The following is an 18,126-nucleotide window of genomic DNA, read 5'->3' as shown; positions in this document are numbered from 1 at the left end:
AGGCTCGCTCCTACAATGGACCGGTGTTCACAGGACCAATGTAGGAGTGAGCCTGCTCGCGATGGGGTCATTGAAAGCATCACAGTTTTTGAAAGCTGAACCCTTCCTGAAGATCCCCGCGATTCCCCCTGCAAGCTTTTGTAACGGGTTTACTCTCCAAACTTCGAGGCGTAAGCTTCGCGCGTTTTCATCCATTACGGAGACCCACAGTGGGTACTTGTTCGAGTGACAGTTGTCGGCCGGTCTCGGTAACCGGCATTTTCTCGGCAAGATAACGCGCAGTCTCCTGTGCCGTTGTCTCGCCGACAAGCGAGCAGCGGCATCCCGATCATGGCCGGTCCCGGCCATGTCCCGACGTCCCTCTCATCGACGCTGAACAGTGCGTGGTTTCGACTTTTTGTCGTGGCCGCCGCTCTATCGACACGCCTGTCATTCGTGACCGGCGCGCCAGGCCTTGCTTTGCCGGTTGTTCCGGCGGCAGCGGCGTGGACCTGCCTGCTCGACGGTTTCCCGGCTGACCAAAGGGGCACCAGCCATGAAAAATACCCTCAAGGAATTCTTCGCGGGCTTCCTGCGTAACCGCCACATAGCCCGGCACTTCCGTCGCCTGGCGTTGCTGGAAACCTTCACCGACACCACGGTCAGCCGTGAAGTCCCGCCTACCCTGGCGCAAACCCTGGTGGCCGCTGCCGGCAGCGACACCGGTCAATTGCTCAACACCCTGGGCAGTCACACCGACGGCTTGAGCGAGTTCGAAGCCGATGCCCTGCGCCAGCAATTCGGCCTCAATGAAGTCGAGCACGAACAGCCGCTGCCGTGGTGGACCCACCTGTGGCACTGCTACAAGAATCCGTTCAACCTGCTGCTGACGTTGCTGGCGGTCATCTCCTGGCTGACCGAAGACATGAAAGCCGCCATCGTGATTTTCTCCATGGTGGTGCTCTCGACCTTGCTGCGCTTCTGGCAGGAAACCAAATCCAACCAGGCTGCCGATGCCCTCAAGGCCATGGTCAGCAACACCGCTACGGTGATGCGCCGGGACCTTGAGGACCGCGGCGCGCAGCGCATCGAATTGCCGATCAGGCAACTGGTGCCGGGCGACCTGATCGTGTTGTCGGCCGGCGACATGATTCCCGCCGATTGCCGGGTGCTCAGCGCCAAGGACCTGTTCGTCAGCCAGGCGGCCATGACCGGTGAATCGATGCCGGTGGAAAAATTTCCCCGCCAGCAGGACCGCGACACGCTCAACCCGCTGGACCTGGACAACATCCTGTTCATGGGCACCAACGTGGTGTCCGGCACGGCCATGGCGGTGATCCTCACCACCGGCAACAGCACCTATTTCGGTGCCCTGGCCCAGCGCGTGGGTGCAACCGACCGGGCGCCGACTTCGTTCCAGACCGGGGTCAACAAAGTCAGCTGGCTGCTGATCCGCTTCATGTTCGTGATGGCGCCGCTGGTGTTGTTCATCAACGGTTTCACCAAGGGCGACTGGACCGAAGCGTTGCTGTTCGCGCTGTCGATTGCCGTGGGCCTGACCCCGGAAATGCTGCCGATGATCGTCACATCGACCCTGGCCAAGGGTGCGGTGTTCCTGTCGCGCAAGAAAGTCATCGTCAAACGCCTGGACGCCATCCAGAACTTCGGCGCCATGGACGTGCTGTGCACCGACAAGACCGGCACCCTGACCCAGGACAAGATCTTCCTGGCGCGCAACGTCGACGTCTGGGGCAACGACTCGGATGACGTGCTGGAAATGGCCTACCTCAACAGCTACTACCAGACCGGCCTGAAAAACCTGCTGGATGTGGCGGTGCTCGAACATGTCGAGATCCACCGTGAGCTGAAAGTCGGCACGGCGTTTCGCAAGGTCGACGAGATTCCGTTCGACTTCACCCGCCGGCGCATGTCGGTGGTGGTCGCCGAGCGTGATCAACCGCACCTGCTGATCTGCAAGGGCGCGGTGGAAGAGGTGCTGGCGGTCTGCTCGCGGGTGCGTCACGGCGAAGTCGATGAAGCCTTGACCGAAGACCTGCTGGCGCGAATCCGCCAGGTCACGGCCATGTTCAACGCCGAAGGCCTGCGGGTGGTTGCGGTAGCGGCAAAGCCAATGGTCGAAGGCCGCGACACCTACAGCCTGGCCGATGAACAGGCACTGACGCTGATCGGTTACGTGGCGTTTCTCGATCCGCCGAAAGAAAGCACCGCACCGGCCATCAAGGCCCTGGCCGCCCATGGCGTGGCGGTGAAAGTGCTGACCGGCGACAACGAACTGGTGACGGCAAAGATCTGCCGCGAAGTCGGCCTGGAACAGCAAGGCCTGCTGATGGGCAACGACATCGAACGCATGAGCGATGCCGAGCTGGCGAAAGCGGTGGAAACCACCAACGTCTTCGCCAGGCTGACGCCGACCCACAAGGAACGCATCGTCCGTCTGCTCAAGGGCAACGGCCATGTGGTCGGTTTCATGGGCGACGGCATCAACGACGCCCCGGCCCTGCGCACCGCCGACATCGGTATTTCCGTGGACAGCGCCGTGGACATCGCCAAGGAAGCGGCCGACATCATCCTGCTGGAAAAGAGCCTGATGGTGCTGGAGGAGGGCGTGCTGGAAGGGCGCCGGACCTTCGCCAACATGCTCAAGTACATCAAGATGACCGCCAGTTCGAACTTCGGCAACGTGTTCTCGGTGCTGGTGGCCAGTGCGTTCATCCCGTTCCTGCCGATGCTGCCGATGCACCTGCTGGTGCAGAACCTGCTCTATGACATTTCGCAGATCGCCATCCCGTTCGATAACGTCGATGAGGAAATGCTCAAGCAACCGCAGCGCTGGCAGCCGGCGGATGTCGGGCGCTTCATGCTGTTTTTCGGACCGATCAGCTCGATCTTCGACATCACCACGTTCGCCTTGATGTGGTACGTGTTCGATGCCAACACCCCGGATCACCAGACCCTGTTCCAGTCCGGCTGGTTCGTGGTCGGGCTGCTGACCCAGACCCTGATCGTGCACATGATTCGCACGCCGAAGATCCCGTTCCTGCAAAGCCGCGCGGCCATGCCGTTGCTGGTGATGACCGGGCTGATCATGGCCGTGGGGATTTTCCTGCCGATGGGACCGCTGGCGCATTACTTCAAGTTGCAGGCGTTGCCATCGCTGTACTTCGTGTTCCTGCCGGTGATCCTGCTGGCGTACATGGCGCTGACCCAGGCGGTGAAGGGGTTCTACATTCGCCGGTTTGGCTGGCAATAAAGCCGCAAGGCTGGCAAATCAACGCAGCCCTTGTGGGAGCGAGCCTGCTCGCGATAGCGGTGGGTCAGTCCCATAAATGTCGAATGTGCCGCCGTCATCGCGAGCAGGCTCGCTCCCACAGGGGGGCGTATGTTTTTCAAGGAATTCATCATGCAAGCACTTAACAATCTCAACCTGACCTCCCTGCTCGACACCCTGGTCAGCCTCAGCGCGGCCTTCATCCTCGGTGGCCTGATCGGTTTCGAGCGCCAGTACCGGCAGCGCACCGCGGGCCTGCGCACCAATGTGCTGGTGGCGGTGGGCGCGGCGATTTTCGTCGACATGGCCAACCGGCTCGCCGGTGCCGAAGGCGCCGTGCGGGTCGTAGCCTACGTGGTTTCCGGCATCGGCTTTCTCGGTGCCGGGGTGATCATGCGCGAAGAGGGCAATGTGCGCGGCCTCAATACGGCTGCCACGCTCTGGACCTCGGCGGCGGTCGGTGCCTGCGCCGGTGCCGACCTGCTGGCCGAGGCGCTGCTTGGCACCTTGTTTGTGCTGGCGGCAAACACGCTGCTGCGGCCGATCGTCAACAACATCAACCGTCAGCCGCTGGATGTGATTTCGGCGGAAGTCACCAACATCGTCTATGTCATCGCCCGGCGCACCCAGCAGAAAACCGTGCTGGCCTTGCTCGAAGCCGAGCTGGAACGCAGCAACTATCCGGCCAGCGATGTCGATGTGCACGCCTTCGGCACCGATGAAATTGAAATCGAAGCCACCCTGGCGACCACCTCGGTCGATGGTGATGAACTGGATGCGCTGGTGGCACGGATTTCGATGTCGACCCTGGTGGTGCAGGCGTTCTGGAGTCCGAGTACCACGGAGTAAAGGCCAGGGTTTCCCTGGCAAGAGTCAGACAAACCGGCATTTATTTGGGAATATTCCTACATAAACCTAGGGCGGTCTTCCGTAGGCTTTGCGACCTCTTGAAACCGACATCCTTTTGGAGGTCACCTTGCCGAACAAATCCCTGCGCATCCTGATCGCCGATGCGCAGCACTTCAACCGCCTGCGGATCGAGCGGCTGTTCAACCAGCTTGGCTATTTTCGGGTGGCTCCGGTGCAGAGCCTCGACGAGCTCCTTCCGCTGGTGGAGTACGGTTGCGAGCCTCTGGATCTGGTGCTCGTCAATGGGGCGATGGCCAGCGGAGCGCTGGACCTGTTGAATTTCTTTACCGACAACCCGCAGGTTCATCACGTCTTCATCTTTAATGAGCAGCAGGCGCCGTTGCCGCCAGTCGCGGGCAACGTCCAGGTCAGCCAGGCCGCTCTGCCGGACCTGGCGTCCATTACGCAGTTGATGAGCACCGTCGATCGCCGGCTACCGTTCGTCGGAACTGTCATTTCTGTCAGGTAGTTCTTTCCAGCCTTCCATGCAAAAGTCTATGCGCAGCGTTGTGCCTAGCCGCTGCGGTGCCTGGAGGGCATTTTTTGCCCGATCGTGTTTTTTGCACGGGAGTTGTCATGAAGTCAGCACTGATTGTGGAAGATCATCCGGTGGTTCGCTCCATGATCAAACTCGTACTCAAGGGCGAAGGGTTCAAGCAGATTTACGAGGCCTCCCGAGGCGATGAGGTCCTGGCGTTGATCCGGGAGCATCAACCGGATGTCGTGCTGCTTGATCTGGGTCTTCCTGGTGTGGCGGGGCTTGAGGTGATGGACCGTATCAAGGCCGAAAACACGCGATGTCGCGTGGTGGTGTTCACCTCGCTGGAGGCCCAGTTCTATCAGGACCGCTGCATGCGTGCCGGGGCTGTTGCTTATGTTTCCAAGAGCAAGGACCTGGATGACTTGAAGGCGGCGGTGAACTCCGTGATGGCCGGCTATACCTATTTCGCCCAGATCCCTTCGAGCTCCGTGTCGATGGGGGAGTTGCAACGCAGTGAAAAGCAGTTGATCGACAGGCTCTCCAATCGTGAGTTGACCATTCTGCAGTACCTGGCCCGGGGTTCGAAAAACCTGGAAATCGCCGAGATCATGCACCTGAGCTACAAGACCGTCAGTACCTACAAGACCCGACTCACTCTCAAGCTCAATGTGAGCTCGTCGGTGCACTTGAGGGATTTCGCCCTGCGCAATCATTTGATCTGAATGAACGCTCTCCGACGACTGGCAGGCGGGTTGCTGATTGGCCTTCTTCTCTGGGCATCGACGGTCTGTGCGCAACAGTCGTTGACCCTGTTGGGACGCTCGAGTGCCGAAGGCCTGAGCGTCAGGTGGACGGAAACCGAATTGCACTGGCTAGAGAAAAAAGGCCGATTGGTGCTGGCGGTCTCGGCGCCGGACTATCCTCCCTTCGAGTTCAACACGGCGGGCAGGGTCTTCGAAGGCGTGACAGCCGATTACGCCGGGTTGCTCGAACAATTGTTGAACGTCGTCATCGAGGTTCAACGTTATCCGTCGCGGGCCGCCGCGGTGCAGGCCATCAAGGAAGGGCAGGCAGACCTGCTGGGAACGGCCAATCGATTTGAAGCCGAAGATCCGCTGTTACAGATGTCCAGCGCCTACGCGGTCGATCAACCGGTGCTGGTCACGCGTACCGATTTCCCTCCGGTGCTCGACCCGACACTGGCCGGCAAGCGGCTGGTGATGCTGTATCACTACTTGCCCGAATACAGCGTGCAACAGTTCTATTCCAAAGCGCAGGTCCAGCTGTTTCCCTCGACACTGGCGGCGATGGGCGCCGTGGCGTTCGGCCAGGCCGATGTCTATCTGGGCGATGCGATCAATGCCCATTATCTGATCAGCAAGAATTACCTGAACAACGTGCAACTGACGGACTTCTCGCCCATGGAGTCCGGGCGTTTTGCCTTTGCGATGGCCCGCGACAACGTTGCGCTATTACGTGTCGTCAACAAGGCGCTGGCAGTCGTCACCACCAATAAACAAATGAACATCCTGCGTCGTTGGGGGGCAAACGGGGTGTCTATCCCCGGCACCCAGTCATTGCAATTGAGCGTGGCCGAACAGCACTGGCTCGAACGCCACCCGCGGGTGAGGGTCGCGATCAACGAAAATATCCCGCCGATTTCATTTATCGACAGCGAAGGCAAGTTTCGCGGTATTGGCATCGATGTGCTGACGAAAATCAGTTTGCGCACCGGGTTGCAATTTGACATCCGCGGCATGAAGTCGGTGGCCGAGATGATGACCGGCATCACCAGCGGGCAGATCGATGTGCTGGCCGGAATCGGCCTCAGTTCCCAGCGTGAAGATCAACTGCTGTTCACCCGGTCGTTTCTGAGCAGCCCTTCGGTACTGGTGACCCACGTGGACACGGACAGCCCCAGGACGCTGGATGACATGGCGGGGAGAACCCTGGCGCTGACCCAGGGCAACATTGCCGGCGAGTACATTCGCCAGCATTACCCGCTGATCCAGCGGGTGGATGCGCCACTGTCGACGGACGCCATGGAAATGGTCGCCCAGGGCAAGGCCCAGGGCGGCATCAACTCCTTGATCAGCGCCCGTTACCTGATTTCCCGGCAGTATCGCGATCGCCTGCAAGTGACCAGCACCGTGGGCACCGACCCGGCACGAAGCACCCTGGCGACCAGTCGCGAGGCCACCGAACTGCATTCGATCCTGGACAAGGCGCTGTTGAGCATCCCTCCCGAAGAAATTGACGAGCTGACCCAGCCCTGGCGCTATGACGCGATGGTCGAGCAGAGTTACTGGCTGCGACACCGGCAGGCGATCGTGCAGGCGTTTGCGGTGGCGGGTGTCTTGCTGTTGCTCGCGTTGGCCGGGATCGTCTGGCAGCGGCGGCAGATTCGCCAGCGTCAGCAATTGCTCGGGCAATTGCAGGAAGCCAAGGACGCAGCGGACGACGCCAACCGGGCCAAGACCACGTTCCTGGCCACCATGAGCCATGAAATCCGCACACCGATGAACGCGTTGATCGGCATGCTCGAACTGGCGCTGAAACGGGCCGATGAGGGGGAGACCGACCGCGCCGCCATCGAGGTGGCGTCCAACGCCGGGCAGCAGTTGCTGGATTTGATCGGCGACATTCTGGATGTCGCCCGGATCGAATCCGGGCATTTGTTGCTGGCGCCGGAGCGGGTCAATCTGCACGCGCTGGTGACGTCGGTCTGCCGGGTTTTCGAAGGGTTGGCGATACAGAAGAATCTGCAGTGGCGGGTCGAGCTCGACGAGCACAGCGACCGCGACGTGATGCTCGATCCCACGCGCTTCAAACAGGTGCTGTCCAATCTGCTGAGCAATGCGATCAAGTTCACCCGGGAAGGCCAGGTGAGCCTGATGCTGCGAGTGCGGCCTCAAGCACCGGCGCACCTCGCCGTCAGCGTACAGATCGAAGACAGCGGCATCGGCATCAGCGCATTCGACCAGCAACGCCTGTTCAGCCCGTTCGTGCAGGCGGGAAACAGTCAGCAGACAGCCCGGCAAGGTTCCGGCCTGGGCCTGGTGATCAGTCGTACCCTGTGCGAAACGATGGGCGGCCAGTTGCAACTCGACAGTGAGCCTGGGCGCGGGACGCGGGTGGACATCAGCCTGGTGCTGCCCGCCCTGCAAGCGTTACCCGCAGGGGGGACGTCCCAGGATCCGGCGCAGCTCACCACCCGGGCGTTGTCGATTCTGGTGGTCGACGATTATCCGGCCAATCGCCTCTTGCTCTCGCGGCAGCTGAGCTACCTGGGCCACCGTGTGGTGCTGGCTGAAGACGGGGCACAGGGGCTTGAACAGTGGCGCGGGCACGGGTTCGACCTGGTCATTACCGACTGCAACATGCCGGTGCTCAGTGGTTATGAATTGGCGGGCGCGATACGTGAGCAAGAGCGGGTGCAGGGGCTGTCGCCGACGCTGATTCTGGGCTTTACCGCCAATGCGCAGGCCGAGGAGAAAGCCCGGTGTCAGGCCGCGGGCATGGACGATTGCCTGTTCAAACCCATTCGCCTGGTGGATTTGCAGGCGTGGCTGGCCCAGCGGTTTTCCAGCGCACCCCCAGCGGCAATCGACGACCATGGCTTCGCCGAATTCGATTTGAGCGGGCTGGAGCGCTATGTGGATTCGGACCGTGAGCTGATCGATCAACTGATGCACGATCTGGCGCTGACCAACCGCGAGGACCGCGTGCATTTGCTGGCCTTGCACGCCGGCGGCAATCGCCCGGGCCTGCAGACGCTGGCACACCGGATCAAGGGCGGGGCGCTGATGGTGCGAGCGCTTGCCCTGGTCGAGTGTTGCGAACAACTGGAGCAGGCGTGCAATGACGGCCGCGCGGCACTGATCGACGACGCCGTCGACCAGTTGCAGCAAGCCATGGCCCGCCTGGACCAGCGCCTGGGGCAGGATTGAGGCTCAATCCCAGTTCGGTGCGATGCCATTGGGACTGGTCAACCGGTGGCCGCGATCCAGTGTTGCGATCAAGGCCATGTCGGCCTCGCCCAAGGTCAGCTCGCGAGCCTTCAAGTTGCTTTCAAGGTTGGCCCGGCGCGTGGAAGACGGGATCACGGCGTAACCCGATTGCATGGCCCAGGCCAGGGTGACCTGAGCCGGTGTCGCTTGCAGGCGTTCGGCGATCTGCTGGATGAGCGGGTCCTTGAGGACTTCACCGTACGCCAGGGTCATGTACGACGTGATGCCGATGCCCTGGCTTTGTGCGAAGGCGACGACGTTGCGGTTTTGCAGGTACGGGTGCAGTTCGACCTGGTGGGTGGCGATGTGCTCGGCACCGATGGCCGCAATCGCTTGCTGCATCAGGTCGATGGTGAAGTTGGACACGCCAATCTGCCGGGTCAGGCCCAGTCGCTTGGCTTCAAGCAGGGCGCCCATGAATTCTGCGACCGGCACTTGATCGTCCGGCGACGGCCAGTGGATCAGGGTCAGGTCCAGGTAATCGGTCCGCAGTTTGCGCAGGCTTTCTTTCAGACTGTCGATCAGGCGATCACCGGCCAGGTTGGCGACCCAGATCTTGCTGGTGATGAACAGTTCGTCACGGGCGATGCCGCTGGCAGCGATGGCTTCGCCGACGTCGGCCTCGTTCTCGTAGATTTGTGCGGTATCGATCACCCGGTAGCCGAGCGCCAGGGCGGTGCTCACCGAATCGATGACCACCTGGCCTTGCAGGCGAAAGGTACCCAGGCCGAAGGCGGGAATAGACATTGAAGACTCCAGAGGTTGCAGTGGGAATGGGCGGCAGTATCCGCGCCTGCATCCGTGAGAAAAACCGCTGGAGCGGCAAAGCAATGTTTACCGAAAGTCATGAATCACCGGCAGTTTGCGGCATTGTGGTGTTTGTCCCAGCCTCATCGCGAGCAGGCTCGCTCCCACATTTGGAATGCATTCCCCCTGTGGGAGCGAGCCTGCTCGCGATAGCCATCACTCGGTCCAAAGCCTTACCCCCGACCCTAAGCAATATCACTACGACTGAATTCTTCCCCAAGAAAATCGATCAACGTGCGCACCGAAGGCAGCAACCCCCGACGCGAGGGAAAGATCGCATGGATGACACCGCTCTTCGGTACCCAGCCCGGCACCAGTTCCACCAGTTGCCCCGCAGCGATTTCATCGCGCACCACCACACTGGGCAGGTGCACGATGCCGATCCCGGCGACCGCCGCATGGCGCAACGCCAACAGGTCATCGGTGACCATGCGCGGCGCATGCCGGATCATCGCGGTGCTGCCGTCGGCCCCGAACAGTTCCCACTGATATTCGCGCTGCGCCGCGCCCCAGTGCAGGCTCGGCAAGCCGCTGAGGTCGGCCGGGGAGGCCGGTGTCGACAGGCGCGATAAAAAGGCCGGGTTGCCGACCACGCTCTGGGTGCTGTTGCCCAGCACCTTCATCACCATGTCGGTGTTTTCCAGCGGCGGAAAACGTACCCGCAGGGCAATGTCGAAGCCTTCGTGGATCAGGTCGACCCGACGGTTGGTGCTCTCGATGAACAACTCCACCAACGGGTACTTGAGCATGTAGCGGGTCAGCATCGGCCCGACCCAGGAATTGAGCAGCGCCGTCGGGCAACTGACACGCACCAGGCCCTGGGGCTCGGAGCGGTTGCGCTCGATCAGTTCGGCGGCGCTTTCCGCTTCCACCCGCATGGCCAGGCAGCGCTGGTAATAGGCCTGGCCGATTTCCGTCAATGAACAATGCCGGCTGGTGCGGTGCAGCAGGCGCACGCCAAGGCGTTCTTCAAGCTCGGCGATGCGTCGGCTGAGCTTGGACTTGGGCATGTCCAGTGCGCGCCCGGCCGCGGCGAAACCGTGATGTTCCACCACCTGGGTGAAGTAGTAGAGGGTGTTGAGGTCTTCCACCATCGTTCTCCAAATAGAACGCTATAGCTGATTTTTGCAGTCTAGCGCAGCAAAGGTCACGGTTTTAAGCTTTGTCCATGGCTTCACTCACCTCATCAGGAGACACCATGAAAAACATCATCGGTATCTACACCAGTCCACGGACCCATTGGGTTGGCGACGGTTTTCCGGTTCGCACGCTGTTTTCCTACGACAACCTGGGCAAGCACATCAGCCCGTTCCTGTTGCTGGATCACGCCGGCCCCGCTGAATTCACCCCGACCACCGAGCGACGTGGCGTTGGTCAGCATCCTCATCGCGGTTTCGAAACCGTGACTATCGTTTACAAGGGCGAGCTGGAGCACCGGGACTCCACCGGCAGTGGCGGCAAGATCGGCCCTGGCGATGTGCAATGGATGACCGCTGCCTCGGGGATCCTGCATGAAGAGTTTCACTCCGAAGGATTCGCCAAGAGCGGCGGCACCCTGGAGATGGTGCAACTGTGGGTCAACCTGCCGGCCAGGGACAAAATGGCCGACCCCGGCTACCAGACGATTCTCGACCGTGACATTCCGGCCATCGTCTTGAAGGACAACGCCGGCAGCCTGCGCCTGATCGCCGGTGAGTTCGACGGCCACAAGGGCGCGGCGCGCACCTTCACCCCGGTCGACGTGTGGGACATTCGTTTGAATGCCGGCAAGTTGCTCACCCTGGATCTGCATGAAGGGCGCAACACCGCACTGGTGGTGCTGCGCGGCACGGTTCAGGTCAATGGCCTGGAATCGGTGCGCCAGGGGCAACTGGCCCTGTTCGACCGCAAGGGCGATCAGTTGACCCTCGAAGCCAGCGAAGACGCGGTGGTGCTGTTGCTCAGCGGCGAACCGATCGACGAGCCGATCGTCGGTCACGGGCCGTTCGTGATGAACACCGAGCAAGAAATCCACCAGGCCTTCGCCGACTTCCAGTCCGGCCAGTTCGGCCAGTTCGGCCAGTTCGGCCGGATGCACGCTTAATTCGCAGCGCTTTAACACCCGACTCTACACAGGATGAGTAGGCCGGTTTTCAGGCCAGGGATGGCTATTGCCCAAAAGAAAGAGGAAACGCTCATGAACACTGTCTACGCGGCCAACTTCAACGGCCAGAAACCGACCATCGACCCCAATGACAGCGCGATGCTGTTGATCGATCACCAGAGCGGACTGTTCCAGATCGTCAAGGACATGGACGTGCCCCAGCTGCGCGCCAACGCCATTGCCCTGGCCAAGGCCGCGACCCTGCTGAAGATGCCGGTGATCACCACCGCTTCCGTTCCCCAGGGGCCTAACGGGCCGTTGATCCCGGAAATCCACGAGGCCGCACCCCATGCGCAATACGTGGCGCGCAAAGGTGAAATCAACGCCTGGGACAACCCGGAGTTTCACGCGGCGGTCAAAGCCACCGGCAAGAAAACCCTGGTGATCGCCGGCACCTTGACCAGCGTGTGCCTGGCGTTCCCATCCATCGCCGCCGTGCATGAAGGCTACAAGGTGTTTGCCGTGGTCGACGCCTCCGGCAACCACTCGAAACTGGCCACTGATCTGACCGTTGCCCGTCTGGCCCAGGCCGGGGTGGTGCCGATCGACATCATGGCTACGCTCTCTGAGCTGCAAGGCTCGTGGAACCGTCCGGATGCCGAGCAGTGGGCCGCTGTCTACGCCCAGGCCATGCCGCATTATCAATTGCTGATCGAGAGTTACCTCAAGGCTCAGCAAGTGGCGAACGAACACGAGGCGCTGGACTCCCAGCGCTGACCGGTGACCCCACGCCGATTTCCATTCGGCATCGATAACATGCGAGGACTACTGCAATGACTACTTCCTACAAGCGTCTGGACAAGGACAACGCCGCGGTTCTGATGGTTGATCACCAGGCGGGCCTGCTGTCACTGGTGCGCGACATCGACCCGGATCGATTCAAGAACAACGTGCTGGCCCTGGCCGACCTGGCCAAGTACTTCAAGCTGCCGACCATCCTCACCACCAGTTTCGAAACCGGTCCCAACGGACCGCTGGTGCCCGAGCTCAAGGCACTGTTTCCGGACGCGCCGTACATCGCTCGCCCGGGCCAGATCAACGCCTGGGACAACGAAGATTTCGTCAAGGCGATCAAGGCCACCGGCAAGAAACAACTGATCATCGCCGGTGTGGTAACTGAAGTGTGCGTGGCGTTCCCGGCGCTTTCGGCACTGGCCGAAGGCTTTGAGGTGTTCGTGGTCACCGACGCGTCCGGCACCTTCAACGAACTGACCCGCGAATCGGCGTGGAACCGTATGACCGCTCAGGGCGCGCAACTGATGACCTGGTTCGGCCTGGCCTGTGAACTGCACCGCGACTGGCGCAACGACATCGAAGGTTTGGGCACGCTGTTCTCCAACCATATTCCGGATTACCGCAACCTGATGACCAGCTACAGCACGCTGGCCAACAGCAAGTAATCCAGCCAACACGCTTTCCCCTGTGGGAGCGAGCCTGCTCGCGATGACGGTAAAACAGACACTGTTGCAGTGACTGTCAGGCCGCCTTCGCGAGCAGGCTCGCTCCCACATTGGTTTTGTGGTGTTTTTGGGAGGGTGTTCATCCCGCCAAATCAATTGCTCCTACACTATGGCCAATCCATGCGATCTTCGCGTTATTGGCCCTGGCTGGAGTTGCTTGATGCTGTCATTGCTCACCGAACACCCGCTGATCTGCGCACTGGCGCTGATCCTGATCGACCTTGGGTTGTGGTACTTGCTCAGTGCCTTTGGCAGCGCCTGGCGGCTGTTGGTGCGGGTGGTGATTTTTTCGTTGTTCAGCCTCCTGTTGTTCAACGAAGGCCTGAACCCGATGGAGCCGCCGCCCTGGCCTGATAACGTACCCTTGCATCTGGCGGCCACCGGCTTGCAGATCGGCTGGTGGTTGTTCGGTGCGCGGACCCTGACCGTGCTGATCGGCGCGGTGATGATGCAACGGGTCGGGCATACCGGGCGGTTGCTTCAGGACTTGCTCGGTGCGGTGATTTTCCTGATCGCGGTGATTGCCGCCCTGGCCTATGTGCTCGATCTGCCGGTCAAGGGCGTGCTGGCGACGTCCGGCGCGTTGGCGATCATTGTCGGCCTGGCCTTGCAAAGTACCCTCAGCGACGTGTTCTCCGGGATCGTCCTGAACACCACCAAACCCTACCAACTGGATGACTACATCTCCATCGATGGCATGGAAGGCCGGGTCACCGACATCGACTGGCGTGCCACGCGCCTGCAGACCGCCCAGGGGTGCATGGCGGTGATTCCCAACTCCCTGGCCGCCAAGGCCAAGATCATCAATTTCAGTCGGCCGAGCGATATGTTCGGCATCTCCGTTTCATTGGAAGTGAGCCCGCACGCGCGGCCGAACACGGTGATCGAAGCCCTGGAACGGGCCATGCAGGGTTGCCGCTTTCTGCTGGACACTCCGTCGCCGAGCGTCGGCATGAAAAGTGCCAGCAACACCGGCGTGGTCTATGAAATCAGCGGATTTGTCGCGCAGATGGACCAGAAGCGTTCAGTGCGCAATCAACTGTTCGACCTGGCCTACCGGCACTTGCAGGCGTCCGGCGTCAACCTGCTGTCGAGCGTGGAACCCAATCCGCCAGGCAACCTGTCGCGGGCCCGGGCATTGCTCGACAGCTCGCCGATTTTCTCCACCCTGCGCCAGGAAGAGAAAGACACCTTCAGCCAGAACATGACCTTGCAATCGTTCCGCGCCGGGGAAACGATCCTGGAGGCGGGGGAGGTCAGTGATCACCTGTTCATCATCGAGTCCGGGGTGGTCAGCGTGACGCTGACCCGTCATGGCTCGCCGTTCGAATCAGGCCGCATGGGGCCCGGAGAGGTGATCGGCGAGGCCGGCATCCTGGACGACAGTTCGGTGCCTGCGCGGTTTACCGCCAAGACCTTCTGTGGCCTGTACCGCATCGAAAAGGAATACCTCAAGCCATGCCTGGATGCCCGTCAGGACATCAGCGATGCAATGAAAACCTTGCTCGATTACCGGCTGCTCAAAGCGAAAACCCTGACTCAGGACCTGCCGGTGGCGGTGGCGAAAAAGGGCTTTTTGCAGTGGTTGCGCAATCGCGTGTGAATGGCCTCCTCGACTTCTGGAAGATTGGCTATTTGAGTAACCAGGTCGCAGGACTAACGTAGTCACACACTCACTTGCCCTGGAGCACACCATGAAACCCCGTATCGATTTCTACACCGCTTCCCCTGATGCCCTCAAGGCGATGATCGCCCTGGAAACAGCGGTGTCGAAACTGCCGCTGGAAAAAAACCTGATCGAACTGGTCAAGCTGCGCACCTCGCAAATCAACGGCTGCGCCTTCTGCCTGGACATGCACAGCGCCGATGCCCGCAAGGGCGGTGAGTCCGAGCGTCGCCTGGCGACACTGTCGGCCTGGCGCGAAACGCCGTTCTTCACCGAGCGTGAACGCGCCGCCCTGGCCTGGACTGAATCCCTGACCCTGATCAGCCAGACCCATGCCCCGGACGAAGACTATGAACTGGCTGCCGCACAGTTCGATGCCAAGGAACTGGTCGACCTGACCGTCGCCATCACCACCATCAACGCCTGGAACCGCCTGGCCATCGGCTTCCGCAAAATGCCCCAAGCCTGACCTGTACAAGTATCAATGAGCATCGGCGCTCGGCGCGGCCGGTGGTTGCACCTTGCGCATCAGGGGCACCATCGCCGTGGCGATAATGAAGCAGACCATGATCATCAGGAACGCGTCGCCATAGGTTTGCGTCTGGGCTTCGCGGTAGGTCAGCAACCATAGCTGATGCAGGCTGGCGGTGACCCCGGCGTCACCGCCCTGACCGAGAGCGGCAAAGTTGTTACCGACTTGGGACAGCCATTGGTTGAGCGCCTCGTTGGTGCTGTTGAGGTTCTCCGCCAGCCGGGTGAAATGCAGGTTGGTGCGGTCGTTGAGGATGGTCGCGCAGGCGGCAATGCCGATAGCCCCGCCCAGGTTGCGCATCAGATTGAACAACCCCGACGCATGCTTGAGCCGTGCCGGCGCCAGGCCGCCGAGGGTCAAGGTCACAGTTGGCGGCACCGCCAATTGCTGGGCAATCCCGCGCAAGGCTTGTGGCAGCATCAATTCCTTGGCCCCCCAGTCATGGGTGATCGGGCTGAAATCCCACATCGACAAGGCGAACAGCCCGAGGCCGGTCATCATGATCCAGCGCAGGTCGATGCGGTTGGCCAGAAAGGCATACAGCGGAATCGCCATGATCTGGAACACCCCGGTGGAGAAAACCGCCAGACCAATGTCCAGCGCTCCGTAGCCACGCACCCGGCCGAGGAACAGCGGCGTCAGGTAAATGGTGGCGAACAGGCCGATGCCGGTGACGAACGAGAAGAAACAGCCGAGGGCAAAATTGCGGTCCTTCAAGGCGCGCAGATCGACAATCGGATTGGCCACATGCAGGGTCCGGCCGATGAACGCCAGCCCGGCCAGGCCGCTGATCCACGCGGTGGTCAGGATCGTGCGGTCGCTGAACCAGTTCCAGCGCGGGCCTTCTTCAAGGGTGTATTCCAGGCAACCGAGGAACAGCGCCAGAAACACCATGCTCAAGTAATCCGCGCCTTTGAGCAGCGACAGTTCCGGCTGGTCGATTTTTACCAGCATCGGTACGGCCACGGCGACAAAGATGCCGGGGACCAGGTTGATGTAGAACAGCCAGTGCCAGGACGATATGTCGGTGATCCAGCCACCGATCACCGGTCCCAGGGTCGGTGCCAATGAGGCTACCGCGCCGATGGTCGCGGCGGCGATCACCCGTTGCTTGCCGGTGAAGAACACGAAGGCCGTGGTGAACACCAGTGGAATCATCGAGCCGCCCAGAAACCCTTGCAGGGCACGGAAGGTAATCATGCTCTGGATGTTCCAGGCCACGCCGCACAGCAGGCTGGTCAGAGTGAAACCCACTGCCGACGCACAAAACAGCCAGCGCGTGGAAAACACCCGGGACAGCCAGCCCGACAGAGGGATCACGATGATTTCGGCGATCAGGTAGCTGGTTTGCACCCACGCGGTTTCGTCGGTGCCAGCGGAGAGCCCGCCGCCGATGTCACGCAGCGACGCCGAGACAATCTGGATATCCAGCAGCGCAATGAACATGCCGATGCACATGCTGGCAAAGGCGAAGACCTTGGTCGCCGTCGCCATGTTCGCGGCATTGAACGGTTGTGCCGGGGCGGCGAGGGCGCGGTTCATGGCGCGCTGGCCACGGCTGGTGCTTCAGGCTCCTTGCGCGTGTCCACTTCAGCGGTCACCGACAACCCCGGACGCAAGTGGCCGAGCACACTGTCGGCCGGATCGAGGTGAATCCGCACTGGCACCCTCTGCACGATCTTGGTGAAGTTGCCAGTGGCGTTTTCCGGCGGCAACACACTGAATTGCGAACCGCTGGCGGGGGCGAGGCTGTCCAGGTGACCATGGAATTCCTGCCCCGACAGCACGTCGGCACGGATCACCACCCGTTGCCCCGGCACCATGTGCGCCAGTTGGTCTTCCTTGAAGTTGGCATCGACCCACAGACCGCGGGTCGGCACCACCGAGAGCAATTGCGAGCCGGCCTGGGCATAGGCGCCGACCCGTGCCCGGCGATTGCCGATCACACCGTCAACCGGCGCCTTCAGTTCGGTGTAGCCGACATTCAATTGCGCCAGGTCACGCTCGGCCTTGGCCTGGATCAAGGCGGCTCGGGCTTGTTGTTTCTGGGTATCGATCACATTCAACTGACGTTGCGCGGCCAGCAGTTCAGCCTGGGCGCGGTTGCTTTGGGCCTGAGCCGTCTTGAACGTGGTGTTGGCTCGCTGGGCGCTTTCCACCGAGACCGCGTTGGTGATCACCAGTTTTTTGTAGCGAGCATCGTCATCCCGCGAACGGGCGGTTTCGGCACCAGCGGCGTCGATGCCGGCGCGGGCCTGGCCGATGACGGCCTGTTGCAGTTGTTCGGTGGCGTCGAGGTTGGCCAGCAGGGCCTCCTGGGCGGCCACTGCGCCTTCGGCCTTGGCCAGGTTGGCGCGGTAGTCGCGCGAATCGAGACGGATCAGTACGTCACCGGCCTTGACCTTCTGGTTATCGGCCACCAGCACTTCGTCGATGTAACCCGCCACCTTCGGCCCGATCACCGTCACATCACCGCCGATGTAGGCATCGTCGGTTTCCTCGATGAAGCGCCCGGCACTCCACCAATGCGTGCCATACATCCCGGCCAGCACCAGTGCTGCGATGCCCACGGTTGGCAACAGCAGGCGTTTGAGCAGGGGAGGTTTGGCGGCAGTCACCGGGGCAGCCAGGTCGGGTTCAACGGTGGGCATGCTGGTCATGGAGGGATACCTGTGGGGCGGCGGTCAATTATGATGATCGTAATATGACGTATGTAATATTTTGTGGCAAATGGTTTTTGCTGCCGGTCGTCAGGTGATAAATGAGAGGGGATCAGATGTTGAATTCGAAGAATAACGACTGTGGGAGCGAGCCTGCTCGCGATAGCGGTGTGTCAGGCAACATCTTTGC

At 61.1% G+C, this 18,126-nt stretch carries 14 protein-coding genes; 10 read left to right on the top strand and 4 right to left on the bottom strand.

The window, feature by feature from the left end; translation table 11 throughout:
• Window positions 1-535: 535 nt before the first annotated feature.
• The 5 genes from mgtA to WHX55_RS21950 all read left to right on the top strand — a co-directional run bounded on the left by mgtA (window position 536) and on the right by WHX55_RS21950 (window position 8,608).
• Window positions 536-3,250, top strand: coding sequence for a magnesium-translocating P-type ATPase (mgtA, locus tag WHX55_RS21970; protein WP_353741309.1), 2,715 nt, complete (start codon window positions 536-538; stop codon window positions 3,248-3,250).
• 150 nt (window positions 3,251-3,400) lie between these two features.
• A complete protein-coding gene (locus WHX55_RS21965; protein WP_150725743.1) occupies window positions 3,401-4,117 on the top strand; it encodes an MgtC/SapB family protein in 717 nt (238 codons plus the stop codon).
• Window positions 4,118-4,244: 127 nt separating this feature from the next.
• Window positions 4,245-4,646, top strand: coding sequence for a chemotaxis protein CheY (locus WHX55_RS21960; protein WP_150753191.1), 402 nt, complete (start codon window positions 4,245-4,247; stop codon window positions 4,644-4,646).
• A gap of 107 nt (window positions 4,647-4,753) precedes the next feature.
• The gene (locus WHX55_RS21955; protein WP_150725745.1) at window positions 4,754-5,380 is read left to right on the top strand and encodes a response regulator transcription factor; all 627 of its coding nucleotides are present in this window, start codon (window positions 4,754-4,756) and stop codon (window positions 5,378-5,380) included.
• Window positions 5,381-8,608: a transporter substrate-binding domain-containing protein gene (locus WHX55_RS21950; protein ID WP_353741308.1), complete on the top strand. Its 3,228-nt coding sequence runs from the start codon at window positions 5,381-5,383 to the stop codon at window positions 8,606-8,608.
• 3 nt (window positions 8,609-8,611) lie between these two features.
• On the opposite strand, the gene dkgB is transcribed toward WHX55_RS21950, so the two are convergent.
• Both dkgB and WHX55_RS21940 read right to left on the bottom strand, forming a co-directional pair.
• Window positions 8,612-9,415, bottom strand: coding sequence for a 2,5-didehydrogluconate reductase DkgB (dkgB, locus tag WHX55_RS21945; protein WP_353741307.1), 804 nt, complete (start codon window positions 9,413-9,415; stop codon window positions 8,612-8,614).
• 245 nt (window positions 9,416-9,660) lie between these two features.
• Complete coding sequence (locus tag WHX55_RS21940; RefSeq protein WP_353741306.1) at window positions 9,661-10,569, bottom strand: LysR family transcriptional regulator; 909 nt, start codon at window positions 10,567-10,569, stop codon at window positions 9,661-9,663.
• Window positions 10,570-10,673: 104 nt separating this feature from the next.
• Between WHX55_RS21940 and WHX55_RS21935 the strand changes: the two genes are divergently transcribed.
• The 5 genes from WHX55_RS21935 to WHX55_RS21915 all read left to right on the top strand — a co-directional run bounded on the left by WHX55_RS21935 (window position 10,674) and on the right by WHX55_RS21915 (window position 15,213).
• Complete coding sequence (locus WHX55_RS21935) at window positions 10,674-11,558, top strand: pirin family protein (protein ID WP_353741305.1); 885 nt, start codon at window positions 10,674-10,676, stop codon at window positions 11,556-11,558.
• A 93-nt stretch (window positions 11,559-11,651) separates the two neighbouring features.
• On the top strand, window positions 11,652-12,335 hold the full coding sequence (locus WHX55_RS21930) for an isochorismatase family protein (protein ID WP_008049795.1): 684 nt from the start codon (window positions 11,652-11,654) through the stop codon (window positions 12,333-12,335).
• A gap of 56 nt (window positions 12,336-12,391) precedes the next feature.
• Window positions 12,392-13,018, top strand: coding sequence for an isochorismate family cysteine hydrolase YcaC (ycaC, locus tag WHX55_RS21925; RefSeq protein WP_095942550.1), 627 nt, complete (start codon window positions 12,392-12,394; stop codon window positions 13,016-13,018).
• A gap of 220 nt (window positions 13,019-13,238) precedes the next feature.
• A complete protein-coding gene (locus WHX55_RS21920; protein WP_353741304.1) occupies window positions 13,239-14,681 on the top strand; it encodes a mechanosensitive ion channel family protein in 1,443 nt (480 codons plus the stop codon).
• Between the two features lie 91 nt (window positions 14,682-14,772).
• Window positions 14,773-15,213, top strand: coding sequence for a carboxymuconolactone decarboxylase family protein (locus WHX55_RS21915; RefSeq protein ID WP_150725752.1), 441 nt, complete (start codon window positions 14,773-14,775; stop codon window positions 15,211-15,213).
• A 12-nt stretch (window positions 15,214-15,225) separates the two neighbouring features.
• On the opposite strand, the gene WHX55_RS21910 is transcribed toward WHX55_RS21915, so the two are convergent.
• Both WHX55_RS21910 and WHX55_RS21905 read right to left on the bottom strand, forming a co-directional pair.
• On the bottom strand, window positions 15,226-16,818 hold the full coding sequence (locus WHX55_RS21910; RefSeq protein WP_353741303.1) for a DHA2 family efflux MFS transporter permease subunit: 1,593 nt from the start codon (window positions 16,816-16,818) through the stop codon (window positions 15,226-15,228).
• On the bottom strand, window positions 16,815-17,936 hold the full coding sequence (locus WHX55_RS21905) for an HlyD family secretion protein (RefSeq protein WP_353741302.1): 1,122 nt from the start codon (window positions 17,934-17,936) through the stop codon (window positions 16,815-16,817). Before WHX55_RS21905 ends, WHX55_RS21910 begins: the two co-directional genes overlap by 4 nt.
• Between the last annotated feature and the right edge of the window lie 190 nt (window positions 17,937-18,126).

This window comes from Pseudomonas fluorescens (assembly GCF_040448305.1).
Classification (GTDB): domain Bacteria; phylum Pseudomonadota; class Gammaproteobacteria; order Pseudomonadales; family Pseudomonadaceae; genus Aquipseudomonas; species Aquipseudomonas fluorescens_BH.
Note: the sequence above shows the minus strand (reverse complement) of the source record. Positions and strands in the feature narration are given on the sequence as shown.